This window comes from Arthrobacter sp. B0427-1-12, assembly GCF_059092905.1.
The window spans coordinates 33343-58881 of sequence record NZ_JBNHIC010000003.1 but is presented as its reverse complement, the minus strand read 5'-3'; the positions used below and the strand labels follow the sequence as shown (position 1 = coordinate 58881).

General features: G+C 66.7%; 19 protein-coding genes. 6 read left to right on the top strand and 13 right to left on the bottom strand.

The annotated features are described in order from the left end of the window. Positions 1-3: 3 nt before the first annotated feature. The 7 genes from AC5RWU_RS03665 to dinB all read right to left on the bottom strand — a co-directional run bounded on the left by AC5RWU_RS03665 (position 4) and on the right by dinB (position 7896). Positions 4-1626 carry a UDP-N-acetylmuramoyl-L-alanyl-D-glutamate--2,6-diaminopimelate ligase gene (locus AC5RWU_RS03665; protein WP_494029403.1) on the bottom strand — a complete coding sequence of 541 codons (1623 nt, stop codon included), beginning with the start codon at positions 1624-1626 and terminating at the stop codon, positions 4-6. A 58-nt stretch (positions 1627-1684) separates the two neighbouring features. Then, on the bottom strand, positions 1685-3475 hold the full coding sequence (locus AC5RWU_RS03660) for a peptidoglycan D,D-transpeptidase FtsI family protein (RefSeq protein WP_494029404.1): 1791 nt from the start codon (positions 3473-3475) through the stop codon (positions 1685-1687). A 52-nt stretch (positions 3476-3527) separates the two neighbouring features. Continuing rightward, positions 3528-4235, bottom strand: coding sequence for a cell division protein FtsL (gene ftsL / locus AC5RWU_RS03655; protein ID WP_494029405.1), 708 nt, complete (start codon positions 4233-4235; stop codon positions 3528-3530). Further along, complete coding sequence (gene rsmH / locus AC5RWU_RS03650) at positions 4232-5221, bottom strand: 16S rRNA (cytosine(1402)-N(4))-methyltransferase RsmH (RefSeq protein ID WP_494029406.1); 990 nt, start codon at positions 5219-5221, stop codon at positions 4232-4234. Before rsmH ends, ftsL begins: the two co-directional genes overlap by 4 nt. 198 nt (positions 5222-5419) lie before the next feature. Then, positions 5420-5851, bottom strand: coding sequence for a division/cell wall cluster transcriptional repressor MraZ (gene mraZ / locus AC5RWU_RS03645; RefSeq protein ID WP_494029457.1), 432 nt, complete (start codon positions 5849-5851; stop codon positions 5420-5422). 286 nt (positions 5852-6137) lie between these two features. Then, on the bottom strand, positions 6138-6512 hold the full coding sequence (locus AC5RWU_RS03640; protein WP_494029407.1) for an SCO2097 family morphological protein: 375 nt from the start codon (positions 6510-6512) through the stop codon (positions 6138-6140). A 172-nt stretch (positions 6513-6684) separates the two neighbouring features. After that, entirely contained in the window at positions 6685-7896 is a 1212-nt protein-coding gene (dinB, locus tag AC5RWU_RS03635) for a DNA polymerase IV (protein WP_494029408.1), read from the bottom strand. A gap of 115 nt (positions 7897-8011) precedes the next feature. Between dinB and AC5RWU_RS03630 the strand changes: the two genes are divergently transcribed. After that, the gene (locus AC5RWU_RS03630) at positions 8012-9124 is read left to right on the top strand and encodes a polyprenyl synthetase family protein (protein ID WP_494029409.1); all 1113 of its coding nucleotides are present in this window, start codon (positions 8012-8014) and stop codon (positions 9122-9124) included. A gap of 24 nt (positions 9125-9148) precedes the next feature. Here AC5RWU_RS03630 and AC5RWU_RS03625 read toward each other — a convergent pair whose 3' ends face one another. After that, positions 9149-9502: an Rv2175c family DNA-binding protein gene (locus AC5RWU_RS03625; protein WP_494029410.1), complete on the bottom strand. Its 354-nt coding sequence runs from the start codon at positions 9500-9502 to the stop codon at positions 9149-9151. Between the two features lie 251 nt (positions 9503-9753). Here AC5RWU_RS03625 and AC5RWU_RS03620 point away from each other — a divergent pair, with 251 nt between their 5' ends. Continuing rightward, positions 9754-11055, top strand: coding sequence for a lytic transglycosylase (locus tag AC5RWU_RS03620; RefSeq protein WP_494029411.1), 1302 nt, complete (start codon positions 9754-9756; stop codon positions 11053-11055). 95 nt (positions 11056-11150) lie between these two features. Further along, positions 11151-13253 (top strand): Stk1 family PASTA domain-containing Ser/Thr kinase, encoded by a 2103-nt coding sequence (gene pknB / locus AC5RWU_RS03615; RefSeq protein WP_494029412.1) that lies wholly within the window; start codon positions 11151-11153, stop codon positions 13251-13253. 14 nt (positions 13254-13267) lie between these two features. On the opposite strand, the gene AC5RWU_RS03610 is transcribed toward pknB, so the two are convergent. Together AC5RWU_RS03610 and AC5RWU_RS03605 are read right to left on the bottom strand one after the other, a co-directional pair. Beyond that, the gene (locus tag AC5RWU_RS03610) at positions 13268-14659 is read right to left on the bottom strand and encodes a class II 3-deoxy-7-phosphoheptulonate synthase (protein WP_494036903.1); all 1392 of its coding nucleotides are present in this window, start codon (positions 14657-14659) and stop codon (positions 13268-13270) included. 82 nt (positions 14660-14741) lie between these two features. Beyond that, positions 14742-15719 (bottom strand): lysophospholipid acyltransferase family protein, encoded by a 978-nt coding sequence (locus tag AC5RWU_RS03605; protein WP_494029414.1) that lies wholly within the window; start codon positions 15717-15719, stop codon positions 14742-14744. 171 nt (positions 15720-15890) lie between these two features. On the opposite strand from AC5RWU_RS03605, the gene AC5RWU_RS03600 reads away from it, so the two are divergent. Together AC5RWU_RS03600 and AC5RWU_RS03595 are read left to right on the top strand one after the other, a co-directional pair. Continuing rightward, positions 15891-16664 (top strand): alpha/beta hydrolase, encoded by a 774-nt coding sequence (locus tag AC5RWU_RS03600; RefSeq protein ID WP_494029415.1) that lies wholly within the window; start codon positions 15891-15893, stop codon positions 16662-16664. Beyond that, the gene (locus AC5RWU_RS03595) at positions 16651-17316 is read left to right on the top strand and encodes a hypothetical protein (protein ID WP_494029416.1); all 666 of its coding nucleotides are present in this window, start codon (positions 16651-16653) and stop codon (positions 17314-17316) included. Before AC5RWU_RS03600 ends, AC5RWU_RS03595 begins: the two co-directional genes overlap by 14 nt. Before the next feature lie 28 nt (positions 17317-17344). Here the strand turns inward: AC5RWU_RS03595 and AC5RWU_RS03590 are convergent, their stop codons facing one another. After that, the gene (locus AC5RWU_RS03590; protein WP_494029417.1) at positions 17345-18358 is read right to left on the bottom strand and encodes an ROK family glucokinase; all 1014 of its coding nucleotides are present in this window, start codon (positions 18356-18358) and stop codon (positions 17345-17347) included. 224 nt (positions 18359-18582) lie between these two features. Here AC5RWU_RS03590 and AC5RWU_RS03585 point away from each other — a divergent pair, with 224 nt between their 5' ends. Continuing rightward, complete coding sequence (locus AC5RWU_RS03585; RefSeq protein ID WP_494029418.1) at positions 18583-20421, top strand: AMP-dependent synthetase/ligase; 1839 nt, start codon at positions 18583-18585, stop codon at positions 20419-20421. Positions 20422-20428: 7 nt separating this feature from the next. On the opposite strand, the gene AC5RWU_RS03580 is transcribed toward AC5RWU_RS03585, so the two are convergent. Continuing rightward, on the bottom strand, positions 20429-21859 hold the full coding sequence (locus AC5RWU_RS03580; RefSeq protein WP_494029419.1) for a mycothione reductase: 1431 nt from the start codon (positions 21857-21859) through the stop codon (positions 20429-20431). Positions 21860-21971: 112 nt separating this feature from the next. Next, positions 21972-25403, bottom strand: a complete 3432-nt coding sequence (locus AC5RWU_RS03575) for a pyruvate carboxylase (protein WP_494029420.1) — start codon at positions 25401-25403, stop codon at positions 21972-21974. Between the last annotated feature and the right edge of the window lie 136 nt (positions 25404-25539).

The following is a 25539-nucleotide window of genomic DNA, read 5'->3' as shown; positions in this document are numbered from 1 at the left end:
GATCTAGGACTCTATCGCTTTGTCGGTAACCACGGAGAATCCATGGCGAATTAGTGCCTCGCGCAGCTCAACCCTGTCGTCGAGTGCCAGGTTGACCCCCTTGACCTCCTGCCACACTTCGTGGCCGCGGCCGGCGACCAGGATCGTATCGGCGGGCCGCGCCATGGCCGCGGCGCGTTCGATGGCCGCTGCCCGGGGAAAAATTTCCAGCACCTCGCAGTCCGGCTGGCCCGCGTCCCGCGCCTGCAGTGCGCCCCGGAGGACATCGGCGCGGATGGCGGCATCGTCCTCGTCGTGCGGGTCGTCGTCGGTGATGATGACGACGTCGGCCAGCCGCGCCGCGATGGCGCCCATCACCGGGCGCTTGGTCTGGTCCCGCTGTCCGGTGGCGCCGAAGACGGCGATGACCCTGGAGCCGGGTGTGTCCTGCCGCACCGACTCAAGGGTGCGCTGCAGCGCGTCCGGGTTGTGGGCAAAATCGACGATCCCGGCCGGCGCTTCGCAGATCAGCTGCATCCTGCCGGGCACTTCCACGGTGAACGGGTCGTGTTCCGCCAGTGCCCGCTGGAGCACCGCCAGAGGCGTACCCCCGGCCAGCACCATGAGCGTGGCCACGGCGGCGTTGGAAACGTTGAAGGTGCCCGGCAGTCCGGTCCGCACGGCCAGCGACCTGCCATCCCGGCACTGCAGCCGGAAGCTGTGGCCCAAGCCTTCCCGGACAACGTCCTCGACGGTCCAGTCCGGCTCGGCGGAGCCGGTTACGGAAGCGCGGGCTGCCACGGTCCGTACTGTCAGGGTGTCGACGCCGGCGGCAGCGGCCATTTTCCGGCCCCACTCATCATCGACGGCGATCACGGCCGTGCGGGCGCGGTCCGGCTGGAAGAGGGCGGCCTTGGCGGCGAAGTAGTCCTCCATCGTGCCGTGCAGGTCCAAATGGTCCTGGGTCAGGTTGGTGAACCCGGCGACGTCGAAGCGGACGCCGTCGACCCGGCGGTAGGAAATGGCATGGGACGAGACCTCCATGGCCGCCGCATCGAGGCCCCGTTCCCGCATCAGCGCCAGCAGTCCGTGCACCTGGGGTGATTCCGGGGTGGTCAGCACACTCGGAATCGGTTCGCCGCCCGCATTGATCTCGATGGTTCCGATCAGCCCCGTGGACTTGCCCAGGGCGCGCAGCAGGGAATTGATGAAGTAAGTGGTCGTCGTTTTGCCGTTGGTTCCGGTCACGCCGAACAGTGTCGGCGCGGAACCGTCGGCCGGCCGGCTCTGGAAGACTTCGGCAGCCAGCGGGCCCACCAGCGCGCGGAGGTTCCCGGCCCGCAGCACGGGCAGTCCCCCGCCCTGGCCTGCCAGCAGTTCCAGGCCTTCCGGGTCAGTGAGCACGGCGGCGGCGCCGTTGGCGGCAGCCTGCGCGGTGAACTGCGCCCCATGGCGCTGGGCGCCGGGCAGCGCCACATAGAGATCGCCGGGCTCGATGCTGCGTGAATCGACAGCCAGCCCGGTGACTGCAAGCTGCCACGCGCCGTCGTCCGTTCCGTCCGCCAGCGCCACAGACGGCAGCCCCTGCGCAGCGGCGAAAGCCGCCACGGCTTCCAGGGTCACGGGGGCAACATGCTCCGGCCGCATGGCTGATGCAGAACGGACAGACCGTTCCTGAGGTGATGACAACTGCTTGCTCCAGGACTTAGTACATAACGGGGTACACAACAGGCTCCCCGGTGGACGGCTTGACGTTCTTGCTGCGCAGGGCGTGCTCCATGACCGCTTTGAACGCGTCGGCATGGGCCAGGGTCTGCAGGGCGTTCGGCGGGCGCTGGAGCGTTACGACGACCACGTACTGTGGATCATCCATCGGCGCCGCGCCGGCAAATTGAATAGTAAACCCATCGAAGCCCCCGTTCGGACCCGGTGCCTCCGCCGTGCTGGTCTTGGCGCCGACGCGGTAGTCCGTGAGGGCACCGTACTTACCGGAGCCTTCGGCCACAGTTGTCTCCAGCAGGCCCTGGACCTTCCTGGCGGTGTCCTCCGACACCACTTCGATGCCCTCAGACTGCTCCACCGGATGCTCCGTGCCATCCGGATCGATGTACGAATCGATCAGCTGCGGCTTCAGCCGGATGCCGTTGTTGGCGATCACCTGGTAGGCCATGGCCGTGTGCAGCGATGTCTGGGCCAGGCCCTGGCCGAAAAGGACCGTGTACTGCTGGCGGATGTCCCACTGGTCCGGCGGTGCCAGGATGCCTGCCGTCTCGCCGTTGAGCCCGATCTCTGTTTTCTCGCCGATGCCGAACTTCCGCAGCCAGTCATAGCGCTGCTGCGGGGTCAGCTGCTGGCCGATCATGACGGTGCCCGTGTTCATCGACCTGGCGAAGATGCCGGCCGCCGACCGCTGCTCGGTGCCGTGGCTGAAGGCATCGCTGAAGGTCTGGCCGTCCACGGTGTAGGTCGGCGGCACCTCGATCCGCGTCGTCGGCTCGATGATGCCCTCCTCGATGGCGGCGGCCATCGTGATCATCTTCGTCGACGAGCCGGGCTCGTAGGACGTAGTAACGGACAGCGGCTTGCGGAATTCGGCCGGGGTGGCACCGGGATTGTTGGGATCCGGCGTCGTGGATTCGGCCATCGCCGCGATGCGTCCGGTCTTCGCTTCGACGACGACGATGTTGCCCCATTCGGCGCCGGTTTCCTCCACCTTTTCGGCGATGGTCTGCTGGGCGAACCACTGCAGGTCCTGGTCGATGGTCAACCGGACGGACTGCCCGTTGACGGCAGGCGTTTCCTCATTCGTGGCGTAAGGAATGCGGGCCCCGTCCCCGCCGATCTCAAAGGTCTTGGTTCCCGGTGTACCTTTCAGATGCTCGTTCTGGACCAGCTCCAGACCTTCCAGCGGCTCATTGTCCGAGCCGAGGAAGCCCACTATGGATCCGGCCACTGCCCCCGACGGGTAGGTGCGCAGCGTCGTTTCGTCCGCGTAGACGCCCGGGACTTTGATCTCCAGTGCCTTGTCCTTCAGCTCCGGGGTGACGGATTTGGCCACGAAGTTGAAGGGCTTGTCGCCCAGGACGGCCGCTTCGGTTTCTTCGGGCGTTTGGCCCAGCACCTCGGCCAGCTCCGCCAGGCCCTGGTCCATGGAAACCTTGACAATGTCGCCGGTTTCGGGGTCGCGGCGGGTATATTCCTCGATGCCCTGGGAGAGCCTTTGGTCGACGACCACGTCGAAACGCTGGACGCTGCGGGCCAGCACATTGCCGTTGGCGTCCAGGATGTCGCCGCGCAGCGGCGGTACCGTGACATTCACCAGCCGCTTGTTGACCGCTGCCTGCGCCATGCCCGCGGGGTCGAGCCCCTGTATATGGAACAACCGGCCGCCCAGCACGACCAGCAGCACCAGCACGATCGCCAGTCCGGCCCGCAGCCGCTTGATGCCGAGCACTGCCCGCTGATTATCCCTGCCTTCGGCCTCTGCTGTGTCCACCACGGGTCCTCGTCACTGTCGTTGGTGGACAGTATCCCTACTGTCCGTTCTGCTATCCGTTCTGCTCCCCGCGCTGCTGCATGGGGGCTGGAATGGTTCCGCCATTAAGTTCGGCCGGATCCAGTTCAGCCTCGGCTGCCGGAGCCCGCTGGAGCGGAGTCCGCTGGAGCGGAGTCCGCTGGACCGGCGCGTCCTGGACTCGTGCTTCCTGGGCCGGCGCCTCGGCTGCCGGATCCTCCCGGGCCGGATTTTCGGCGCCGCCGGAAGCCGGAGCGGCAACCGCCGGTGCCGGAACCAATGCGTCCGGATCGCCGCCCTCCTGGGCCGCTTCCGGCTCACCGGTCACCGCCAGGGTCTCCAGATCGATTGAACCAAATGATGACGACGCCACCATTCCCAATTCTGCCGCCTTCGCGGACAAATTCTGTGGAGCCAGCTCGTTTTCGACCTGCTGTGTCAGGCTTTGGTTCTCCTGAGCGAGGCTGACCTGCTCATTGCGCAGCTTGACCAGTTCGTACTGGCCCGTCGATACCGAGATGTTCAGCACCAGCACGGTTGCCAGTGCCGCGACCAAGACTGCGAAGCAGAAGACGACAAAGGGAGCACGGCGCCGCACCGGTCCGTCCGGCACCAGCGACAGCGGCGTCCGCCGGCGCTGGGAGTCGGCTGTCCGCGGCGAAGTGCTCTCCAGGATGCGGACGGCATTGCCGTCAAAGGCATGCATGGTCGGCTCAGCGTTGGGGTGCGGCTTGGTGCTCATGCTGTCTTCCTATCCTTGATTCGCTCTACTGCTCGCAGTTTGGCCGAGGCGGCCCGGGGGTTTTCCTGGATTTCCTGCTCGGTGGGTACTTCGGTTCCCCGCGTCAGGGTCTTCAGATGGGGTTTGTGCTCTTCAAGCTCCACTGGGAAACCCAGCGGAGCGGACGATCTTGATCCGGTGGCAAACACGTTCTTGACGATCTTGTCTTCCAGGGAGTGGTAGGAAAGCACGACGATGCGGCCGCCGAGCCGGAGCGCATCTACCGCTGCCGGGATGGCCCGCTCCAGTACGTCGAGTTCCTCATTCACCTCGATGCGCAGGGCCTGGAAGGTCCGTTTTGCCGGATGGCCGCCCGTGCGTGCCGCGGCCGCAGGGACGACCTTGCGGATGGCGTCGACCAGCTCTCCGGTCGTGGCGAACGGCCGCAGAGTCCGCGTGGCAACGATGCTCGCGGCGATCCGGCCGGCGAATTTTTCCTCGCCCCAGCGGCGAATGATGCGCAGCAGGTCCTGCTCAGGGTAGGTGTTGACGACGTCCGCCGCAGTCCTGCCTTTGCTGGTGTCCATCCGCATGTCCAGCGGGGCGTCATAGGAATAGGCGAATCCCCGTCCCCTTTCATCCAGCTGCAGCGACGAGACGCCGAGGTCGAAGAGCGCGCCGTCTATACCGTCGAAGCCGAGGTCCTCGACGACCTCCGCGATCTCGTCATAGACGGCATGGACCAGGTCGGTGCGGTCCGCGTAGGCCTTCAGCCGTTCCCCGGCAAGGGCCAGCGCTTGTTCGTCACGGTCGATGCCGATCAGGTGAAGCTGCTCAAAGCGCTGCAGCAGTGCCTCCGAGTGGCCTCCCATGCCCAGCGTGGCATCGACGACGACGGCACGGCCGCGGCGGCTGGCGGCGGCTTCGACCGCCGGAGCCAGGAGGTTGATGCAGCGGTCGCGCAGTACGGGGATGTGCCGCTCCTCGGTGGGGCGCTGCTCACCCATCCGCCTCGTCCTTTCGCCGCCGTCGTGGTTGAATTCCGCATTAAGCGGCGGATTCTTGGACCAGATCCCCATCCGCGCCTGACCGGTGCCGGCCTGACTCCGGGGAAGGTGAGTCAGGAAGTTCTCCGGTGGGGCGGCTGGAGATCTCATTCAAGAATCCGCCGTCGTACTGTGAGCGACTGTGCCCTGAGGGATCAGTCAGAAAATTCCAGGTAGTGCATCTTCGTCAGTTTCCGAGAACGCGTTCTCTTTCTCTGCCAGGTAGGTGTTCCATGCTTCGGCATCCCAGATTTCAGCCCGCGTGCCTGCGCCGATCACGGCAAGCTCCCGGTCGAGTCCCGCATACGTCCGCAGGTTGGACGGTATGGTGACCCGGCCCTGCTTATCCGGGATTTCATCGGAGGCTCCCGACAGAAAGACGCGAATATAGTCCCGTGCCTGACGCGAGGAGATAGGCGCTGCCCGCATCTGCTCGTGGACCTTTTCGAATTCCTTCTGGCTGAAGACGTAGATACAGCGCTCCTGACCCCGGGTCAGAACCAGCCCATCGGCCAGTTCGTCGCGGAACTTGGCTGGAAGAATCAACCGCCCCTTTTCATCCAGGCGCGGCGAATATGTTCCGAGAAACAAAGCCACCGCCCGTCTGATCCGGGGAAACTGACCACCCCCTGCGCCACTACCCTCCTAATGCCTCCACTTTACTCCACAACCCTCCACGAACAGCAAACGCCGAACCGCGTGGCGCGCCCCGGACACGGAAAATATCCCGGGAATCCGCGGCGGGAACTCTGGTGGTGGGAAGTGGAGGAAAAAGCGGCCTCTGGCAGCCCTTAAATATCAAAAGACCCACACACGGTGGGTCTTTTGCCCAGACGGAGAGCCCGGCGGGGAGGAAAGTGGAGGACGCCCGGGGAACCTACTGCTGATCGCGCTTGCGTTCTTCCCACTTGTCTTCGAGGTTCGACATGAAGCTGCTGCGCGGCGAATGGGACTTTCCGCGGCCGGAACCGCCGGCCGGCATCCTGCCGCCGTTCCGCCTGGTAGTGGCCCAGTACACTCCGGCGCCCATGATGATGAAGCCGAGCACCCCGACGGGGATGATCTGGGCGCTGACACCGATGAGCAGGACGAGAATGCCGACGACTGCTGTCAGCGCACCAAGGACGATGTGGCGGGTGGAAAGGGAACGTCCAGCCGCTGTCCCGAGTGAGTTGGCGAATTTGGGATCGTCGGCGTGCAGCTGCTGCTCCAGCTGTTCCAGCAATCTCTGCTCATGTTCCGAGAGTGCCATCACTGCCTCCTTGCTGGTCCGTTCCGGAATGCCTCTTATTACCGAGAACGGACGTGAATTCCCATTAGTTCCGCCAGCATATCGCTGGCGGTTCCCTTTATCTAAGGATAGTTGGCATCGCACGTAACTGAAAGTCGGAGAGCTTCGTGACGGCGCCGCGAGATCCCTGTATTCACGCGGGTTTTTCGGGTTTCCTCTCCGCCTTCGGGGTCCCCGGCCTGAGCAGCGCAGCAGGCTGCACTCCATGGGCTCCGAACCTGGTATTGACCCGGTCCAGGGCCTCCTCTGCGAGGCGCCAGTTGTCCTGGCGGCGGTCCAGGGACAGCTGCTGTGCCGTACCGGCAGCTTCCTGGAGCTGCTCGGCCCGCAGCCCGATCAGGCGCACTGGCATCGGCCGGTCCCCCACGGCCGCCAGCAGCGCCACTGCCGCCCCGTACATCAGCTGCGCACTGTCAACGGGTTCAGCCAAGGTCCTGGTCCGGGTGATGGTGGAAAAATCCGCATACCGGAGCTTCAGGGATACGGCGCGGCACTGGAGGCCGCCAGCCCGAAGCCGGGCAGCGGTGCGGTGCGCCAGCCGAAGCAGCTCCCGGTGCAGGACGCCATCCTCAGCCGTGTCCTGCGCGAAGGTTTCCTCGGCCCCAATGCTCTTCTCCTGCCGAACCGGGGTGACGGGCCGCGGATCCCGGCCCCAGGCCAGGTCATGCACGTGCACTCCCGTGGCTCCCAGCAGCCGGCGCAGGACGGACACCGGAGTCTGTGCCAGGTCCGCAACCGTGGAGATACCGACCCGGGACAGTACTTCCCGCGTTCTGGCGCCGACGCCCCAAAGGGCTTCGACCGGCAGCCCGTGCAGGAAGTCCACGGTTTCCTCCGCCGGTATCAGCAGGAGTCCGTCCGGTTTGGCCCGCGTGGAGGCGATCTTGGCCACAAATTTGGTTGAAGCGATGCCGACGCTGGCGGTGATCCCCAGTTCCGCGGCCACCCGATTCCGGATCAGCTCTCCGATCCGGCGCGGCGGCCCCAGCCGCCGGAGCGCACCAGCGACATCCAGGAAGGCTTCATCAACGCTCAGCGGTTCAACCAGCGGAGTAATGGCATCGAACACCGCCATGACCCGCTTTGACATCGCATAGTACTTGCCGTGCTCCGGCTCCAGGAAAACCGCTTGGGGACACAGCCGCCGCGCGGCTCCCACGGGCATCGCAGAACGGACGCCGTACCGGCGCGCCTCATACGAGGCCGAGAGGACCACTGACCGGCCGGCCTGTCCTCCGACAATAACCGGCCTGCCCTTGAGCTCCGGATGGTCGAGCAGTTCGACAGAGACAAAGAAAGCATCCATATCAACATGCAGGATCGTGCAGTCTGCATCGTGGTTCACTCCTACATGGTAGGCACCGGGGCTGACAGTTCCATCCCCACTCTCTGCGCGGGCGGCACCCCTGCGGCGGCAACCTAGACTGGTAGGGAGCAAATCACCGAAACAAAGGGTGCACATGAACTCGGAAACGTCCCGGACGCTCCTGCCATCGGTCGCGGGTGAACAGACAACTTACACGGAGGCCCTCACCGCGGAACTGGCATCATTCCTGGAGGCGCAGCGGGCCATTCTGGCCGGCGTCTCGGCGGACACCCTCCCCCTGGTGGACGCACTGCGCGACCTGACCCGGGGCGGCAAGCGGCTCCGGGCTCTGCTCTGCTACTGGGGTTGGCGCGGTGCCGGCGGCGGCAGGACCGACACTGCGGTGGTGCGCGCCGGCGTCGCACTGGAACTATTCCAGGCGGCCGCCCTCATCCACGATGACATCATCGACAGGTCGGACACACGGCGGGGCGCCCCGAGCGTACACCGGCGCTTCAGCAACACCCATGGCAGCATGGGCTGGCACCTGGACGGCGACCGTTTTGGTGAAGGTGCGGCAATCCTGGCCGGCGACATGTGCCTATCCTTCAGCGAAGAGGTGTTCGCCGCCGTCGGACCGCGGACTGCCCACGGGACAACGGCACGGGCCATCTTCAACCGCATGCGCACCGAGGTCATGGCCGGCCAGTACCTGGACATCCTGGAGGAAGTGGCCGGACCGGGCCAGGCACCTGGGTCGGCGGTCGACCGGGCAATGAACATCCTGCGCTATAAGTCCGCCAAATATTCCACCGAGCATCCGCTCATGCTCGGCGGGGCGCTTGCCGGTGCACCTGCCGACCTGATCGATGCCTATTCGGACTTCGCCCTCCCCCTGGGCGAGGCCTTCCAGTTACGCGACGATGTGCTCGGTGTTTTCGGCGATCCGGCTATCACCGGCAAGCCTGCCGGCGACGACCTGCGCGAGGGCAAGCGGACCATCCTGATCGCCCAGGCGCTCAACCTCGCAGCCCCGGCCGAGGCCAGGCTGATCACCGAACACCTCGGGCAGCCGGCTCTGACGGACGCACTCGTCGGGCGCATCAGGAACATCATCGTCGAGTCGGGAGCACTGCAGGCGACGGAAGACCTGATCACTGAACGCTCCGCGGCCGCCTATGAGGCACTCGACCGCCTGACTGTCGACGGCCTCTCCCGCGCCGCGCTCGACCAGCTGGCCCAGGCCGCGATCAAGCGAACCGCCTGACCGGCGGCAGGGCATCCGCAGGCGTTACCAGGCCAGGGCCTGGGCGCGCCGGCGGATCTCGGTTTTCCGGCCTTCCCTCAGTGCATCCACTGGACGTCCCGGCAGGGACTCGTCGCTGGTGAAAAGCCAGCGCAGGATCTCCTCATCGCCATAGCCGGAATCCGACAGCACGGCAATAGTTCCCTTTAGGCTGTCCAGCACCTTGCCTTCAACGATGAACTCCGCGGGAACGCTGCGAATATTGCGCTCACCCACGCGCACTGCCAGGAGGGCGCGCTCATCCAGCAGGCTGTGCACCTTATTGATCGGCAGGTGCAGCCGTTCACTGACATCCGGAAGCGGCAGCCAGTCGGCAATCAGTTTTTCAAGTTCACTCACACCATAAGCGTGCCACGGCAGCGGGCCCACCAGCTACCTGAGAGTGGCACGGCCAGGCAGACACGCCGTCCAACGTTACGGACGGCTTTTCCCGGACTGTTGTGGTAGACGCCGAATAGTGTACATTCACAAGCGTCACAAGTGTCACACAGACAACTTGAGACTCACTTGTACCTACAACCACATAAGTCACAACCGAGGTGAACCGCAGCCCGGCGCTGCCGACCGCCAACAACAGACGAGGAACGCCCATGACTGCCCAGCGCCCGACAAGGCCGAAAAGACTGCTCGCTGTCAGCACCGCCCTCCCGGCCGTAATTCTTTCTTCGGTCGCGCTCGCACAGCCCGCCCAGGCGGATGTTCCGGCCAAGTCCGTCCTCATGCCCCGGACCCTGCCCGCGACGCAGGCGCCGTCCCTCGGCGCCGCACGTACCGCCGTCGTTCCTGCCGCCGACGTTCCGGCGATGCTGCCGTCCACCCTGCGGGCCGGCACCCCGGATACCTACACTGTCGAGGCGGGGGACACCGTCACCGCCATCGCCGCCCGCTTCGGGCTCAATGTAAGCGCCGTCTTGGGCGCCAACGGCCTGCAGGCCCACACGGTCATCTACCCCGGCCAGACGATCAAGCTCGCCGGCGGAGCTCCCGCCGGTGCTGCTCCCGCCGGTGCTGCTGCCCCAGCCTCCACCTACACCGTGGTCGACGGCGATACGCCTACGGCCATCGCAGCCCGGCACGGGCTCGACCTGGCCACCTTCCTGTCTGACAACGGTCTGTCCATGAATTCGGTCATCTACCCGGGTCAGCAGTTCACGGTCGGCGGGGGCGGACTTGCTGCTGCGTCCGTCACGACGGCGTCCAGCCAGCCGGCCACCTTCCAGGCCGCCTCCACAGAGACCGGTGGAAAGTACACCATCGAGGAAGGCGACACCCTGACGTCGATCGCTGCCGGCCTGAATGTCGGGCTGGGCGAACTGATGCAGGCCAATAATCTGAGCGCCAACAGCGTCATCTACCCCGGCAAGGAACTTTCGGTTCCGGGCGGTGCCGTAGCCAGCCATGCCATGGACCTGGTCCCCTCGACCTTCCTGCACTACACCTACCCGGCCGACGTCGTCGCCGATGCCAACAAGAACAAGGCGACGCTGCTGTCGATGCCGGCCCCGAGCCCGGAGCAGATGCAGGCCATCGTCCGGGACACCGCCGTGCAGATGGGTGTCGACCCCTCGCTGGCACAGGCGTTCTCCTGGCAGGAATCCGGCTTCAACCAGCAGGCGGTCTCCCCCGCCAACGCCATCGGCGCCATGCAGGTGATTCCGTCCTCCGGCCAGTGGGCTTCGGAGCTGGTCGGCCGTGAGCTGAACCTGCTGGACCCCTACGACAATGCAACGGCCGGCGTGGCCATCATCAGCGCCCTCCTGCGCAGCACCGACAGCATGGACGACGCCATCGCTTCCTACTACCAGGGCCAGGGTTCGGTCCAGGCACACGGCATGTTCGAGGACACTAAGAACTACGTCGCCTCCGTCAAGTCCCACCAGGCGCGGTTCTAGAACACACTGGACAATCGGGGCAACCGCCGCGGTTGCCGCAGGGGCCCGGATCTAGCGATCCGGGCCCGTTTGCGTTCAACACTTAGGATTTAAGAGTGCAGGAACGCGGAACGGATTCATTGACAGGCGCTGTGATCGACCAGCGCTACCTCATTAAGTCGCGCCTGGCACGCGGCGGCATGTCGACCGTCTATCTGGCCACGGACCAACGCCTTGAGCGCGACGTCGCCCTCAAAGTGCTGTTCCCGCATTTGGCCGAGGACAGCAGCTTCCTGGAGCGGTTCGAACGCGAGGCGAAGTCCGCTGCCCGGCTGTCCCACCCGCACGTCGTCGGTGTCCTGGACCAGGGCACCGACGGTTCATTGGCCTACCTCGTGATGGAATACGTACCCGGCCGGACCCTGCGGGCGTTGCTGGACGACCAGGGCCAGCTGTCCCCGCGTCAGGCGCTGGCACTGCTGGACCCGGTCATCGAAGGGCTGGCCGCGGCCCATGCCGCCGGACTGATCCACCGCGATGTCAAACCGGAGAATGTCCTGCTCGCGGCCGATGGCCGGATCAAGATCGCGGATTTCGGCTTGGCCCGCGCCGTAACGGCCAATACCAGCACCGCGACCCTCGTCGGGACGGTGGCCTATATTGCCCCCGAACTCGTGACCGGCGCCGCGGCCGATGCCCGCTCGGACATCTATTCGGCCGGGATCATGCTTTATGAAATGCTGACCGGCCGCCAGCCCTTCTCCGGAGAGGCTCCGATCCAGATCGCTTTCCAGCACGTCCATTCCACCGTACCCGCCCCGTCGGCGGTCATCCCCGGCCTGGCCCGGGACCTGGACGAACTGGTCCAGTGGTGCACTGCCCAGGATCCGGAGGAAAGGCCTGTGGACGGCACGGCGCTGCTGGGCGAACTGCGGCATATCCGGACAGCCCTCAGCGACGCGGAACTGGACTTCGACGGCGGTACCGCCCCCGCACACGGGATTACCGGGGCCGCGGCAACCGAAGTGGTCTTCTCCCCCGCGCCCAGGCCGCAGTCCACCGAAGTCATCCGCGGCGCGGACCATCCCACCGCGGTAATCGCCGCTGGCCACCATCCCACGCAGGCCCTGCCGGACCTCCGCCAAGCCGGCCTTGGAGGCGCCGGTGACACCGGCGGCGCAGGCGATGCCGGCGGCGGCTTCAGCCCGGGCGGGGGCAGGCAGCTGAGCCGGCGGACCCAGGACCGGCTGGCGCGGAAGGACTTCAAGGCCTACCAGAAGCGGCAGGCGCGGGCAGCACAACGCCCCGAACACAGCCTGCGCCGCGGCAATCCTCGCCGGCGCGCGGCCCTCTGGATGGCCCTGTTCGCCGTCCTGGCGGTGCTGGCCGCCGCCGGCGGGTGGTTCTTCGGCTCGGGCCCTGGGGCCGCCGTCGAACTTCCGGACGTTTCCAACCGGCCGGTCTCCGAAGCACAGGCGGTGTTGGCCGGACTGGGATTATCGTCCCGGACCGAGGAAGCCTTCGATGACAACATCGGAAACGGCCTGGTGGTACGTTCGGAGCCCGAGGCGCCTGCCATGATCCGGAAGTTCCAGCCTGTCGTCCTGGTCGTCTCCAAGGGCCCCGAACTCTTCGAAGTTCCCAACCTGCTCCAGAAGGACGTCGGCGCAGCAACCGAAGATCTCCGTGAGATCCGGCTCACCCTCGGGCAGGTGACTGAAGCCTACGACGAAACGGTGGCGGCCGGCTTGATCGTCGCCCAGGAACCGCGGGCGGACGACCAGGTCCGTCGCGGCACGCCCGTCAACCTGGTCGTCTCGCTGGGGCCGGAGCCCATCGACGTTCCCGTGGTGACCGGAATGAGCCAGGATGAGGCTGTCCAGGAGCTGGCGGACGCCGGCCTGAGGGCCTCAATCGCCCCGGAAACCGTCTACGACCGCGATGTTCCGGCCGGAGCGGTGGCAGCCCAGCGCCCGGACAGCGGCCGGTTGAACCGTGGGGATGCGGTGGCGCTGACGATCTCCAGAGGCCCGCGGATGGTCGAAGTACCGAGCTTCATCGGCCAGCCGGTGAACCAGGCCCGGCGTGAGCTCGAACGGCTCGGCTTCCGGGTGGAAGTGGACGAAATCCTGGGCGGTTTCTTCGGCACGGTCCGGGCCCAGGATCCGGTGGTCGAAAGCGTGCCCGAGGGATCCCTGATCACACTGACCGTCGTCTAAGGCCAGGGGCCGGCTCAGCGCTTGGCCAGGGCTCCGGCCACCAGGAAGGCCATCTCCAGCGACTGCATGTGGTTCAGCCGCGGATCGCAGACTGACTCGTAGCGTTCCAGGAACGCTTCCTGGTCGATCGGATCCGCTCCGCCCAGGCATTCGGCGACGTCGTCGCCGGTCATCTCTACGTGCAGCCCGCCGGGGAATGTTCCCAGCGAATTGTGCACCTCGAAGAACCCCCGGACCTCGTTGATGACGTCGTCGAAGTTGCGGGTCTTGTAGCCGTTGGGGGACGTGACTGTGTTGCCGTGCATGGGATCGGAGACCCACAGCACCTGCGCCCCGGATTCCGTGACCTTCCGGACCAGGTTGGGCAGCTTTTCCCGGATGTTTCCCGCGCCCATGCGGGTGATGAACGTCAGGCGGCCCGGTTCCCGGTGCGGATCCAGCTTCTCGATGAGCGCCAGGGCGTCATCGGGCGTGGTGGACGGACCCAGCTTCACGCCGATGGGGTTGCGCACGCGGGACAGGAAGTCCACGTGGGCGCCGTCCAGCTGGCGAGTCCGCTCCCCAATCCAGAGGAAGTGGCCGGATGTGTCATAGGGCAGTCCCGTGCGGGAGTCGATCCGGGTCAGCGCGCGTTCGTAGTCCAGCACCAGTGCCTCATGGCTGGAGAAGAATTCGACCCGCTTCAGCGCATCAAAATCGGCACCGCAGGCATCCATGAACCTGACCGCGCGGTCGATTTCGCGGGCCAGGGACTCGTAGCGCGAGTGCGCAGGATTGGCGGTAAAGCCCTTGTTCCAGTGGTGCACCAGGCGCAGGTCGGCGAACCCGCCCTGCGTGAAGGCACGGATCAGGTTCAGCGTGGAGGCGGAGGTGTGGTACGCCCGGACCAGCCGGGAAGCGTCGTGCCCGCGGGACTCAGGAGTGAAATCGAACCCGTTGACCATGTCCCCGCGGTAGGCCGGAAGGGTGACGCCTTCGCGGGTTTCATCATTGGACGAGCGCGGCTTGGCAAACTGGCCTGCCATCCGCCCCATCTTCACCACGGGCAGCGACGCGCCGTACTGAAGCACCACGGCCATCTGCAGGATCGTCCGCACACGGGCGCTGATCTTGTCCGCGGTAGCACCCTCGAAGGTTTCGGCGCAGTCGCCGCCCTGGAGCAGGAACGCCTTGCCCTGGGCTGCCGCGGCCAGACGCTCGCGCAGAATGTCCACCTCGCCGGCGAAGACCAAGGGCGGGAGCGAGGAAAGTTCGGCGACCGAGGACTGAAAGACCTGCGGATCCTGCCAGGTCGGCTGCTGGACCTTCGGGAGCTCACGCCAGGCATCCAGTCCCGGATAGGTGGTCGCGCCCGGGGCGGCGGCGGAACGAATCTGCTGTCCGGAAGTCGTTGTTTCAGTCACCATTTAAGGGTAATGGCAATTCCAGGCTGCTTCGTCCGGCATCGTAACGCTGGCACATACGCCTGTCATATAGGCGCAGATTAAGCTAGGCTGCGCCGCCCCGCACTGGACCGGGACCTTCGGATCCGCTGCCGTCGGCTGCCGGACCCGGGACGCCTTCTGCGCCGCCCGCCTCCGCAGCCGGGCTGCCGCCGTCGTCCCGTTTTTCGGTGTTGCGTGCCTGCGGACCGGGCCTGCCGTCGGGAGGGAGTCCAGCCGCTGGACCGATCACGGTGATACTGCCCGGCGCTTTGCCTGCTTCCGCTTCCTCCGGTGCCTCCGGTTCCTCCGGGGGCATCCGCACCGCGGCCTTGCGGGCTTCCTCGCCGGACTTACCGGCCTTCCGGGCCGCCGCCAGCTTTTCCTTGACGGTGCTGGCGTACACGTCCACATACTCCTGGCCGGACAGCCGCATCAATTCATACATGATCTCGTCCGTCACCGAACGCTGGACGAAACGGTCCTCGGCAAGCCCCTTGTAGCGGCTGAAGTCCATGGGCGTGCCGATGATGATGCCTATCCGGCGTATGTTCGGAATGCGGCGCCCGATCGGCTGGACCTTGTCTGTGCCGATCATGGCTACTGGAACCACCGGCACTCCCGCGGTCAGCGCAAGCTTGGCCACCCCTGTCTTGCCCCGGTAGAGCCGCCCGTCAGGGCTGCGTGTTCCCTCCGGATAGATGCCCAGCAGGCCGCCCCTTTCAAGGACGCCGAACCCGGCCGTCAGGGACGAGGCGGAGGCCGCACCGCCGGAACGGTCCATGGGGATCTGGTTGGTCAGCTTGAAGAACAGGGCCGTGAGCTTGCCCTTGAGGCCCGTGCCGGTGAAGTACTCGGATTTGGCCAGGAAAACCACCGGACGCGGCACGGCCGACGGCAGGAAAATGGAATCCGAGAAAGACAGGTGGTTGCTGGCCAGGACCGCGCCGCCGTCGGGGATGTTGTCCAGTCCTTTAACCCAAGGACGAAACAGCAGTTTCACCAGCGGACCAATGAATATCCGTTTCATGACCCAGTAGAACACGCTGCCAGCCCTCCACGTCCGGACAGTTTCGCCGTAAGTTACGCCGAAAGTTACGTCGACAACTCCGACGCAACCACACTATGCCACCTTACCGGCGCGTGCATTCGGCCTGCGCCCATGCAGCGGACGAGCCGGTGTGAGATTCCCGCCGGGCAGTGACACCATATACCTATGACGACGATTGCGGGCGCCGAAGCCTTCGCCAGTGACGGGCATGGCCCCAACGCACGGACAGGCGTGGTCCTGAGCCACGGCTTCACCGGTTCTCCGTCCAGCATGCTGGATTGGGCGCAGTATTTGGCGCAGCAGGGCTACGCTGTCCGGCTGCCGCTGCTTCCCGGCCACGGCACGACCTGGCAGGATCTGGCCCGCACTCCCTGGAAGCTGTGGTACCAGGAGTATGAACGTGCCTACCGGGCACTGAGCGAAGTGACCGACACCGTCGTCGCGGCCGGACTCTCGATGGGCGGCACCCTCGCCCTGCGCCTGGCCGCCCACCAGCCCGTTGCCGGCGTCGTGGTCGTCAATCCCGGCCTGACTTTCTACGACCGGCGCGCGCCATACACTGGCCTGCTGAAGTACTTCATCCGTTCGGTTCCGCCGATCGCCAACAGCATCAGCAAGGAAAATATGGACGAGGGCGCCTATGAGCGCACTCCGGTGGCCGCGGTGCACCAGCTCTACCTGCTGTTCCGCAGCACCATCGCCTGCCTTCCCCGGGTCACCGTGCCAACCCTGCTCTTCCGATCGGAAACGGACAACGTGGTACCGGAGAGCAGCGTGGAACTGATCCGGCGCCATATCGGCACCAGCCAGCTGGACATCGTGCGCCTGAAGAACAGCTACCACGTGGCCACGATCGACCATGACGCTCCGCTGATCTTCGAGCGCTCCGCAGATTTCATCCACACGCTCACTGCAGGAGCCGACCATGAGCGGACGTGAGCCAGGCTCCAATGGATCCACCGAGGACGAGGTGTGGCGGGACCTTGTGGCGCGGCTTGAGCAGACGCCCAGCATGGATGAGCTCACCAGCCTGGACTCGGACGCCGGCCCCACCGAGGGCCCTCTGGACGGCCGGACCGGCCGGGGGGCCCCTGGCGCTGCCGGGCCGGAAAACACCGGACCGGCAGGACTCAAACCGGCCGACGGCGGTGGCCCGCCTTCCAGCGGTCCCGGCGGTTCCGCCCACGGCGGCTCCGATGCCGGCGAGCGCGTTCGGGCGATCTTCGCCAACCAGCCGCTGATCAGGCCCGCCCCGGCTGCCAAACCCACCGGTGCCCAGCCGCCCGAATCGGGCAGGGCCGTAACCCCGCCCGGCGGACCCCGGGACTATGTGGCCGCCGAGGATGGGGAGGAAGGTTTCATCCCGCCCGAGCCTCCCCCCTTGGGCGCCGGGGATCCGATGGTTGTCCTGGCCTGGATCGGCGCGGCAGGCGGTCCGCTTGCCCTGCTGCTGGCGTCGATGTTCTGGCGCAGCCTGCCGGCGGCTGCCATTGTCGGCATCGTGGCCGTCTTCATCGCCTCGGTCGGCTACCTCGTCTACCGCCTTCCGCAGCACCGGGAGAATGACGACGACGACGGCGCCGTCGTCTGAGCAGCCCCGGCCGCCGGGGTTCCGGCCGTTACCTTCGAACGGAAACCCGTGACAGGTCCGCCGCGCCGACCATCCCCGCCTCCGGCCCCAGCGCCGCAAGATCAATGGCGGCGGCGGGCCGGAAACCCCGGCCCGTGAGATTGCGTGCGAACGACCGCCGGACCGGCTCAAGCAGGAGCCGCCCGGCCGCGGACAGGCCGCCGCCAATCACGAATTTGCCGGGATCCAGCGCAGCGGCGAGGTTGGCCAGGCCGAGTCCCAGCCAGTCGCCGACTTCTTCGATGAGCTCAATGCAGGCCGGGTCGCCCGCAAGGGCCAGCCGGGTCACCAGCGCACCGGTGATGGCCTCCACGTCCCCGTCCACGGCGTCCAGCAGGTCCTGAGCCATTGGCGAACGGGCCGCCGCCAGCTCCCGGGCCTCCCGGCCCAGGGCGTTCCCGGAAGCGTACTGCTCCCAACAACCCCTGTTTCCGCATTCGCAGCGGAGCCCCTGCGGCATGATGATCTGGTGGCCGAACTCTCCGGCCACACCGTAGCGGCCGCGTTCCAGCCGGCCGTCCATGATCATGGCACCGCCAATACCGGTGCCCAGCGTCACGCACACCAGGCGGCTCTGTCCGGCCCCGGCGCCAAAGCGCCATTCCGCCCAGGCGGCGGCATCGGCGTCGTTCACGATCAGCACCCGCCGCCGCAGGAGCCGTTCCAGGTTGCCCCGCAGCGGTTCATTGCGCCACGCCAGATGCGGACTGAAGAGCACAGTGCTGCCACTGGTGTCCATCCAGCCGGCGGCGCCGATACCTACGGACCCGATGCGGTGGCCGGCCGAAAGCTCGGCCACCAGTTCGGCAATGACCCGCTCGACTTCCCGCGGATCATGACCCGGAGTGTCCCGCCGGGCGCTGGCGAGGATCCTGCCGCCGTTATCGACGACCCCGGCGGCGACCTTCGTCCCGCCGATGTCGATCCCGATGGCGTTGCCGTGCCGGCCCAGCCGCAGCGGCAGGTTCGGATGCATCCCCCGGTACGGCTGCGGCGGGGACATGCCCAACCTTGAAGGCAGCCACGGCCGCCCCAGGGTACGGTTCAGCCGGCGCGGACGGAACCGGGGCGGGAAGCGGCGTGGGGCTGGCATCACGTCCAATTCTAGGACGCCGCCGGCCCGCGAGGGACCGTTGCGGATCCGTAAGTTACCAGCGGGTAGAGGCCATCCGGGCTGGTGTACGCTGGTGTCTACCGTGGTCCACGGCAGGTATCGAAGGAGCTATCGTGCGCGAATACAGCATTCCCACTTTGGTGGACACCCCGGCGAACTCCAACATCACAGACCTGGTGCTCCGGCATACCGGGGCGGCGGAAAATCCGGCGTTGTTTTCACGCCGGGACGCCGCGGGAAACTGGCAGGACATCAGTGCGACCGACTTCCTGGCGGATGTACAGCGCCTGGCCACCGGCCTGATTGCTTCAGGCATCCAGCCCGGGGACCGGGTGGCGATCATGGCCCGCACCCGCTACGAATGGTCGCTGGTGGATTTTGCCATCTGGTTCGCCGGTGCCGTCTCCGTTCCCGTCTATGAAACATCCTCCCCCAGCCAGGTGGCGTGGATCCTCGGGGATTCCGGTGCCGTGGCCGCGTTCGTGGAATCGGCCCGGCACGGAAACGTGGTCCGGCGGGCGGCCGCCCTGGCGGATTCCCCGGCGGGTATTTCAGCGGATCTGTCCGCCCTCCGGCATGTCTGGGAACTGGACGGCGCCGGGCTGGACCCGCTCCGGGAGGCGGGCGCCGCCGTCGGCGGGGATGTCCTCGAGCGCGCCCGGTCCACGGCGGGACTGGAGGACCTGGCCACCATCATTTACACTTCTGGCACCACCGGGCGCCCCAAGGGGTGCGAACTGACCCACGGCAACTTCGTCAGGCTGGCAGACAACGCCGCTGCGGCCCTGCCGGAGATTGCCCGCCGGGACGCCAGGACCATCATGTTCCTGCCGCTGGCCCACGTCTTTGCCCGGTTCATCTCCGTCCTGTGCGTAGCGGCCGGGGTAACCGTCGCCCATACTCCGGATGTGAAGAACCTGCTGCCGGATCTGCAAAGCTTCCGCCCTGACTTCATCCTGGCCGTCCCGCGCGTGTTCGAACGCGTCTACAACAGTTCGCTGCTGAAAGCCGAGGACAACGGCAAGGGGAAAATCTTCGCCGCCGCCGCGCAGGCGGCCATCGACTGGTCCAGGGCGCAGCAGGAAGGCTCCGTGGGCCTGGCCCTCAAGCTCAAGCATGCACTCTTCGACCGGCTCGTCTACCGCAAGATCCGCGAGGCCTTGGGCGGGCGCGTCAAGTATGCCGTCTCCGGCGGCGCGCCGCTGGGCGAGCGGCTGGGGCACTTCTTCCACGGCATCGGCGTGACGGTGCTTGAAGGCTACGGACTGACCGAGACAACGGCTCCAGTGTCCGTGAACACCCCCCGCCTGATCAAGATCGGCACCGTGGGCGCCCCGCTTCCCGGAAATGCCGTGCGGATCGCTGACGACGGCGAGATCCTCGCCAAGGGTGTCTGCGTGCTCCGCGGTTACTTCGGGCGGCCGGACCTCACCGCGGAGGCGTTCGACGACGGGTGGTTCCGTACCGGGGACATCGGCGAGCTGGACGAGGACGGATTCCTGAAGATCACCGGCCGCAAGAAGGAAATCATCGTGACGGCCAGCGGCAAGAATGTCATCCCGGCAACATTGGAGGACGCCATCCGGGCCAATGCCCTGGTCTCGCAGTGCGTAGTGGTCGGTGACCACAAGCCGTTCATTTCCGCCCTCATCACGCTGGATGAGGAGGCCCTTCCGGGCTGGCTGGAACGCAACGGGCTCCCAGCCGCCATGCCCATGGCGGAGGCAGCCGGAAACGACAAGGTCCGCGCTGCGATGCAGGCCCTGATCGACGAAGCGAACCAGGCCGTGTCGCGGGCCGAAGCCATCAGGGAGTTCCGGATCGTTCCGCAGGACTTCACGGAGGCCAGCGGCCACCTGACCCCGTCGCTGAAGGTCAAGCGGGCCCAGGTGCTCGCCGATTATGCGTCGGTGCTCGATGACATCTACGGGATGACGTCCACTTCGCGCTGAGCCAGGGCTAGATCGGCTGGGAGTCGCTGACCGCCACGTCGAGGGACAGCAGCGCGTTCTCCACGACCTCGGTCAGCGCCGGATGGATCCAGTACTGTCCGCGCGCCATCGTCCTGGCGTCCAGGCCGAAGGACATGGCCTGGACCAGCGGCTGGATGATCATGGAGGCCTCGGGCCCCATGATGTGCGCGCCGAGCAGCAGCCCCGACTCCTTCTCCGCCACCAGCTTCACAAAGCCGGTGGTGTCCTCCATCGCCCAACCGTACGCCGTCGAACCGTACTCCTGCACCGCCGTGACGATCTCCACGCCGCGGCCCGCGGCGTCCACGCGCGCCTGGACTTCGGACATCCCGACGCTGGCGATCTGCGGCGAGGTGAACACAGCGCCGGGAACGAAGCGGTGGTCCCGCGCACGCAGCGACTGTGGATTCACCAGGTTGTGGGACACGATCCGGGCCTCGTGGTTGGCCACGTGCTTGAGCTGGTACTCGCTGCTGACATCGCCCAAGGTCCACACGCCCTCCACCGGCGCCCCGTCCGCGAGCACGCGTTGGTACTCGTCGGCCAGCAAGCGCCCGTCGGGCGCCAGATCGAAGCCGGCCGCGGCAACGTCCAGCCGGTCCGTATTGGGGATCCTGCCGGCGGCGAAAAGGACGACGTCGGCATCCAGTTCCTGGGTGGCCCCGCCGTGGGTGCCGGTCAGCACGGCCCGGACGCTGCCGTCGTCGTTCGCGGCCACGTGCGACAGCTCATAGCCGAGGCGGACATCCCAGCGTTTGGCGGCTTCGACGGTGAATCGCTCCGACACCAGATCGTCCTGCGAGCGCAGCAGCTGGATGGAGCGGTTGATCTGCGTGACCCGGGAACCGAAACCGGCGAAGATAGCGGCGAACTCCGCCGCAATGTAGCCGCCGCCGACGACCAGCACCCGGTCCGGCAGCTCATCGAGCCGCATGACGGTGTCCGAGGTGTGGACTTGGGGCAGGTCGAGGCCCGGGGTCGCGGGCAGCCTGGGCCGGGAACCGGCGGCCACGACGATCTGGTCTGCCTCGATAACCTCGCCCGACTCCGTGACCAGGCTCTTCGGTCCGGTGAACCGCACGTTCTCGGTATAGAGGGTGACATGGTCCAGTTCCACGTCGCGGTACCGCTTCCCAGCCTCGGAGATCGCGTCGATCCGTCCGAAGATCCGGTCGCGGATCTGCGGCCAGTGCACCGCGGCGATTGCCGCATCCACGCCCAGGCGCCCGGCTTCGGCGGCTGCGGCGGCAAGCTGGGCCGGATACACGTACATCTTGGTCGGGATGCAGCCAACGTTCAGACATGTTCCGCCGAAGGTGCCGCCGTCGATAATGGCGACCCGCTTGCCGTCCCAGTCCGGGGTGATCAGGGAGTTGCCGGAGCCGGAGCCGATGATGGCCAGATCAAAATGAGTCACGCTAGGCAGTCTAGCCGCGGGCGGCACCGGGAAGGCGCCACCCGCGGCAGCGGGACCTACTAGCGCGTCGCGCCTTCCCCCAGCCTCGCAAGCTCGGCCGGGGCCCGCGGCGCTAGCTTGCGTCGATGGCCAGCAGCAGGTCGCCGCCCTGGACCTGCTGCACCCCGTCGATAGCCAGGCGCTGGACGGTGCCGCCCACCGCAGCCGTGATCGAGGCTTCCATCTTCATGGCCTCGATGGTGGCCACGGTGTCCCCGGCCTTGACCGTGTCGCCTACCTTGACCGTGAGCGTGACGGCGCCGGCAAAGGGAGCCGCGACGTGGCCGGGGTTGGATGCGTCGGCCTTTTCGGCGACCCTGACATCGCTTTCGACGCTGCGGTCCCGGACCGTGACCGGACGAAGCTGGCCGTTCAGCGTGCACATTACGGTGCGCATGCCCTTCTCATCCGGTTCCGAAATGGAGCCGAGCGTGGCGAGCAGGCGGACGCCCTTCTCCAGCTGGATGACATGCTCGGAACCGCGCTGCAGGCCGTACAGGTAGTCGCGGGTGTCCAGAACCGAAACATCACCGTAGGTTTCCCGGGTTTTCGCATAGTCCTTCGCCGGCCCGGCAAAAAGCAGCCGGTTCAGCGTGCTGCGGCGGGTAGCGGAGTCCCCCTTGAGCGCGGCCTGGTCCGCGTCGCTGAGCTCCGCCGTGAGGGGCTTGAAGCTGCGCCCCTGCAGCGCCTTGGTCCGGAACGGCTCAGGCCAGCCGCCGGGCGGGTCGCCCAGCTCGCCGTTGAGGAAGCCGATCACCGAGTCGGGGATGTCGTAGTTCTGCGGATTCGCCTCGAAGTCCGCCGGATCCACGTTGCTGCCGACCAGCTGCAGCGCCAGATCGCCGACGACCTTCGAGGACGGGGTGACCTTGACCAAGTGGCCGAGGATCCGGTCCGCGGCCGTGTACATGTCCTCGACCGCTTCGAACCGCTCGCCCAGGCCCAGCGCGATGGCCTGCTGCCGCAGGTTGGACAGCTGGCCGCCCGGGATCTCGTGGGTGTAGACGCGCCCGGTGGGACCCGGCAGGCCGGATTCGAACGGGGCGTAGACCCGGCGCACCGCCTCCCAGTACGGTTCCAGCGCGCTGATGTTCTCCAGGCTGATCCCGGTGTCGCGCGGCGTGTGCGCCAGCGCCGCCACCAGCGCGGATGCGGACGGCTGGCTGGTGGTCCCGGCCAGGGACGCACTGGCGACGTCGACGGCGTCGACCCCGGCATCCACGGCGGCCAGCAGCGTGGCCAGCTGGCCGCCGGCAGTGTCGTGGGTATGCAGGTGGACCGGCAGCGGGAACTTCTCCCGCAGCGCGGTGACCAGCTTCGCGGCCGCGGCCGGGCGCAGCAGCCCGGCCATGTCCTTGATGGCCAGGATGTGCGCGCCGGCGTCGACAATCCGCTGCGCCAACTCCAGGTAGTAGTCCAGCGTGTACAGCTTCTCGGCCGGGTCCAGCATGTCGCCGGTGTAGCACAGCGCCACTTCCGCGACGGCAGTACCGGTGGCCCGGACCGCCTTGATGGCCGGCTCCATCTGGGACACATCGTTGAGCGCGTCGAAGATCCGGAAAATATCGACGCCGGTGGCGGCCGCCTCCTGCACGAAGGCCTCGGTGACCTCGAGCGGATACGGGGTGTAGCCGACCGTGTTGCGGCCGCGCAGGAGCATCTGGATGCAGATATTGGGCAACGCCCGCCGCAGCGCCGCCAGGCGGTCCCAGGGATCCTCGCCGAGGAACCGGAGGGCGACGTCGTAGGTGGCGCCGCCCCAGGCCTCCACGGACAGCAGCTGCGGGGTCAGCACCGACACGGCCGGCGCGGCAGCGACCAGGTCACGGGTCCGCACCCGCGTGGCCAGCAGGGACTGATGGGCGTCCCGGAAGGTGGTGTCCGTGACCGCTACCGGCGTCTGGGCCCGCAGCTCGGCGGCGAAGCGCTCCGGACCGAGTTCCGCCAGGCGCTGGCGGGATCCGGACGCCGGAACCGCAAGCTGGGTCCCGGTGGCATCGCCGGCCCTGCGGACGGGTGCGGGCAGCTTCTCCGCCGGGTCCACGTGGACTTGCAGCTCGCCGTGTGGCTTGTTGACCGTCACGTCCGCCAGCCAAGTCAGCAGTTTGGTCCCGCGGTCGGCGGAGACCCGGGCTTTGAGCAGTTCCGGACGTTCATCGATGAAGGACGTGGCCACATTGCCGGCGACGAAGTCCGGGTCCTCCAGGACCGCCTGCAGGAAGGAAATATTGGTGGACACCCCGCGGATGCGGAATTCCGCCAGTGCGCGGCGGGCCCGGCTGACCGCCTGCTTGTAGTCCCGCCCACGGCAGGTCAGCTTCACCAGCATCGAGTCGAAATGCGGGCTGATCTCAGCCCCGGCATAGACGGTGCCGCCGTCCAGGCGCACGCCGGCGCCGCCAGCCGAACGATACGCTGTGATCTGTCCGACGTCGGGCCGGAAGCCGTTGGACGGGTCTTCTGTGGTGATGCGGCTCTGCAGCGCGGCGCCCCTGAGGAAAACCGTGTCCTGGCTCAGTCCCAGATCCGCCAGCGTCTCGCCTGCGGCGATGCGCAGCTGGGCCTGGACCAGATCGACGTCGGTCACCTCCTCGGTCACCGTGTGCTCCACCTGAATGCGCGGGTTCATCTCGATGAAAACATGCTGGCCGGCCCTCTCACCCACCGTATCCACCAGGAATTCGACCGTACCGGCGTTGGTGTAGTTCAGCGCCTTCGCGAACTTGACCGCATCCCGGTACAGCGCCTGGCGGATATTCTCATCCAGGTTCGGGGCGGGGGCGATCTCGATCACCTTCTGGTGGCGGCGCTGCAGCGAACAGTCGCGCTCGAACAGGTGCATGACATTGCCTTCGGCGTCGGCCAGGATCTGCACCTCGATGTGCCGCGGGCGCAGCACCGCCTGCTCCAGGAACACGGTCGGATCGCCGAACGCCGTGCCGGCCTCGCGCATGGCGGCATTGAGGGCTTCAGGCAGCGCTTCCCGGGTATCCACCCGGCGCATGCCCCGGCCGCCGCCGCCGGCTACGGCCTTGACGAAGATCGGAAAGCCGATCTGGTCGGCGGCGGCCAGCAGCTCCTCCACATCGGCGCTGGGAGCGCTGGAATTCAGCACCGGAATACCGGCCTTGCGAGCCGCCTCCAGGGCGTGCACCTTGTGCCCGGCCAGTTCGAGTACTTCCGCGGGAGGACCGACAAAGGTGATGCCCGCGGCGGCAGCCGCACGAGCCAGGTCCGGGTTCTCGGAGAGGAACCCGTATCCGGGGTAGATCGCGTCACAGCCGGCGTCCTTGGCGACGCGCACGATCTCGTCAACGTCAAGGTAGGCCCGGACCGGATGGCCTTCCTCACCGATCAGGTAGGCCTCGTCGGCTTTCTGGCGGTGGATGGAATTCCTGTCTTCGCGCGGGAAGACCGCTACGGTCTTGGCGCCCAGCTCATAGCCGGCGCGGAACGCGCGGATGGCGATTTCACCGCGGTTCGCTACCAATATCTTCGAGAACATGCCTCTCCTGCATCTTTACGGGGTCGGTAAGAATACGTGATGACAGTCTCACGGAGGTATGCCATCCGATACAAATTGTCCGTCCTACATGACGAACCAACCAGTATTTGTGGCGAATCCTACAATTCGCGGCCCG

Coding starts and splice junctions, on each gene's coding strand:
- AC5RWU_RS03665 (WP_494029403.1), bottom strand. CDS start 1,626: ATGCGGCCGGAGCATGTTGCCCCCGTGACCCTGGAAGCCGTGGCGGCT.
- ftsL (WP_494029405.1), bottom strand. CDS start 4,235: ATGAGCACCAAGCCGCACCCCAACGCTGAGCCGACCATGCATGCCTTT.
- rsmH (WP_494029406.1), bottom strand. CDS start 5,221: ATGGGTGAGCAGCGCCCCACCGAGGAGCGGCACATCCCCGTACTGCGC.
- AC5RWU_RS03640 (WP_494029407.1), bottom strand. CDS start 6,512: ATGGCACTCTCGGAACATGAGCAGAGATTGCTGGAACAGCTGGAGCAG.
- AC5RWU_RS03630 (WP_494029409.1), top strand. CDS start 8,012: ATGAACTCGGAAACGTCCCGGACGCTCCTGCCATCGGTCGCGGGTGAA.
- AC5RWU_RS03620 (WP_494029411.1), top strand. CDS start 9,754: ATGACTGCCCAGCGCCCGACAAGGCCGAAAAGACTGCTCGCTGTCAGC.
- AC5RWU_RS03610 (WP_494036903.1), bottom strand. CDS start 14,659: ATGGTGACTGAAACAACGACTTCCGGACAGCAGATTCGTTCCGCCGCC.
- AC5RWU_RS03600 (WP_494029415.1), top strand. CDS start 15,891: ATGACGACGATTGCGGGCGCCGAAGCCTTCGCCAGTGACGGGCATGGC.
- AC5RWU_RS03595 (WP_494029416.1), top strand. CDS start 16,651: ATGAGCGGACGTGAGCCAGGCTCCAATGGATCCACCGAGGACGAGGTG.
- AC5RWU_RS03590 (WP_494029417.1), bottom strand. CDS start 18,358: ATGTCCCCGCCGCAGCCGTACCGGGGGATGCATCCGAACCTGCCGCTG.
- AC5RWU_RS03575 (WP_494029420.1), bottom strand. CDS start 25,403: ATGTTCTCGAAGATATTGGTAGCGAACCGCGGTGAAATCGCCATCCGC.